Below are 2,947 nucleotides of genomic sequence, written 5' to 3' on the forward strand. Positions count from 1 at the left end.
AAGAAAAAATTCAATATTGACGCTACAACGGTGCCTAAAATAAAGCCTAAAATGGTGTCTGCAAAGCGTGTTGCGGTATCTGGAATAGTTAAAAACGTTATACACCCTATGTATATAACGGTTGCGACCGACCAGAACCACGCATAGTAATAAATGAAGCGCTTAGAAAACTTATCATCTTGATTAAGTGCCTGTATTTGCATATTGCGGGCGCTTTGAGTGTTTTTAAACGCTAAATCATCAAGCTCTTTTTCACGGTTTAAAATGGTTTGCCGTAACTCTTGTTGTAATGCACTGGATTGCTGAACCAGGTTAAATGCTTGCTCTGGCGTGCCACCATTAGTAATGGTTTGCGCAATATCTACCACTTTAGACGCGACCTTTGATCCATTGTCGCCCCCTATCCAACCGCCTATTTTTTTATCTAGGCCTGTGAGCTTTGCTATGCCAAGTGCTATTGTAATTGGGTCCATTTATGCCTCCATTGATTCATAAGTTACGCCACCAATCAGTTCAAGCTCTATATTTTCAATGTGCTTAAACTGTCGAACAAGTGACTTAGACGTTGTAAAAAAACAATCAAAATATTCAGTTTTATCATGCAGTTTTGGGTAATATTTTTTTGAATCGCGTTTACCAAAGGCTTTTTGAATACGTTTAATCTCATTAGGCTTATATAATGAAATAGAGCGTTTACGCCATACTTGCTCAAGGCATACAGGGCGTGACTCTTTTTTGTTAAACCATTCGCCTTTTATAAAGTCATCTATATAAACGCTTAATACGGTTGTCGATTCTGATTTTCTCTGACGTTGAACAGATACTTTGTGATCACCTACGGAGAAAACAGCATTACCAAATGTGCCAGCAAGCTCGTTTTCTATCTCTATCCACTGCTCTTTTGTGATGGCCATAAGCGCCCCGCTACAGTTTTGCTATATCGAGTGAAATTGCTTGCTCAATGCCTTTATCGTCCTGCTTGTAAAAGCGGATAAAGCGGCAAGAATCAACAACGCCAACGGATTCCGCAATAATATTCATGGCTTTGGTCCATTTGCCTGAATCGTCTGAAATTTCGAGTTTACGCAGGGCTAAAATGCGTTGCGGGTTAAGTGAACCTTGCTTATCCGTGTTGAAGGTTTTGCTAACAATTGCTTTAATGTTTTGATTGCCGCCTTCGGTCCATTCATCCAGGCATTGATCAATTAATTGCTTGGCAAGGGTAAGCTCTGGGCCAAGTTCAATGCGTTCTTGTGTTTGTAGCGTTACTTTTAATTGGCTATCAAAAGTGCGCAGCGTTACATTGCCTTTTTTGCCGCCTAAGTTAACGCCATGTTCTTGCGCTAATAGCTCTATAAAGTCGTCGGCTTCAGCCATTAAACTTTGTTTAAACTCTGCCAGTGCTTCTTGCATTTCAATGGCTTTATCGATGGCTTTTCTAACAAACTCGTCTTTGATCAAGTCAGTTTGTTTGATGTTGGCAACGGCTACTAAATTTCCTTTGCCGTCTTTTAAGTAACCTTCAGGAACGTTATTCATCGTCTATCTCCACTGTTTTAGAATTAGCCTCGTTCATGCCTGCCATAAACTCATACTCCATTGCTGTTTGGGCAACTTGCGCCAATGCAGAGCTTGAAATTTCAGGAAATTGTGAGGTTATTTTTTGCTTAAGTTCGTCCAGGCTTTTAGATGCCTGAGCAAATTGAAAAATCTGTTTAATGGTGTCGTCACTTGCGTGATCAAACACATCAAATTCGTTGGTTAGCTCTACGGCATCCGTTTGTTTTTTGGCAAACTCAGTTTTAGCCGCAGTGGCTATACCATGGCCTTCGTCTGGCACATCTAGGATAGTTTCGCCGTCTTTTGGCTTTGGTACACCGAGTTCTTGGTAAGTCCAGTCTTCACCAACAGGCACAATACGGGCTGTTTCGCGCACGCGGGTTACTGTGTCGGTGTTGATCTCGCGTTTGTCTTTAAAGATGAATTTGGGCGGTTCGCCACCGTCAAAATTTACCGTGTGTAATGCGTTTAAAAGCTGGTTACGGTATGAAGCTACAAGCGCCCTGTCTGAACGTTGGTTGTCGCCAGCGCGTTTTGCATGGGTTTCGCTGGCAGCACGTGCGCCGCCATTTTTTTGCTCGGTTGCTAGGGTTTGGCTTGTCAGCGCTTTGCTTATTTCAGCATTACAAAAGTTAACTAAGCGCTCTGGCACTGGCTCTCCAGATAATTTGCTTTCGATGATCTCAATACTGGTGTCATCCGGTATCGCTGCAATACCATCACTTACCAACTTAGCTAAGCCATCTAATAAATTTTCAATATCTTTGTCTTTACTGGCAATTGGGTATTTACCCACGGGGAATGGAATACCAAAGCGTTCGCACAGTTGTACAAAAAACTTAAAGCCGCCGTGTTTAAAGGTCCACGGCCAAAAACAACTACTTAATAATGCGATGCCATATGGGTTTTCGGCGCTTGGCATGTGGCGAACGCACGACCAACGACGTTGATCGACTAACTCGCCTTGTGGGTTTTCGCTGGTCTTAACAAGCAGCTCGTGATCACTATTAAACGCAAAGCGGCTGTTGCGCCAGGTCTCTACATATTCAGGTTGCCAATGGCCGTCGTGCTTAATGTACTTGCCCAAGTGGGTAACGCTAAAGCCATTTAAAATGGCGCTGTAATTGTGCCAATCCATATCGGCCCATTCTGTATGTGGGCATGGCTTACGGGCAAAAAACGCTTTGGCTAACTCATAACTTTTCATGCTGGCTGCGTCGTCACCGCCAGGTACCAACTCGGTATTAAAGCTAAATAAACCGCTACGTAGCGAGCGCAGTTCACCTATAACGTGTGCGTCACGGGCTATTTCTTCATAAATAGCGGTGTTTTTACCTGCGCGGCGCAGGATTGGATCAGGGTTTGGTAGCTCAGTGATAAGCGACGT

General features: G+C 43.3%; 4 protein-coding genes. All 4 read right to left on the minus strand.

Features of this window, described 5'->3' with window-relative positions:
• The coding region (locus tag H5187_RS22965) for a hypothetical protein (protein WP_182798415.1) at positions 1–473 on the minus strand (473 nt) is incomplete at its 3' end.
• Positions 474–914 carry a hypothetical protein gene (locus H5187_RS22970; protein WP_182798419.1) on the minus strand — a complete coding sequence of 147 codons (441 nt, stop codon included), beginning with the start codon at positions 912–914 and terminating at the stop codon, positions 474–476.
• A gap of 10 nt (positions 915–924) precedes the next feature.
• Entirely contained in the window at positions 925–1,539 is a 615-nt protein-coding gene (locus H5187_RS22975) for a DUF3164 family protein (protein ID WP_182798420.1), read from the minus strand.
• Positions 1,532–2,947: DUF935 family protein (locus H5187_RS22980; protein WP_182798421.1), on the minus strand; the 1,416-nt coding region annotated here is incomplete at its 5' end. The genes H5187_RS22975 and H5187_RS22980, both read right to left, overlap by 8 nt.

Source organism: Pseudoalteromonas sp. SG44-1 (assembly GCF_014164315.1).
GTDB lineage: Bacteria > Pseudomonadota > Gammaproteobacteria > Enterobacterales > Alteromonadaceae > Pseudoalteromonas > Pseudoalteromonas rhizosphaerae.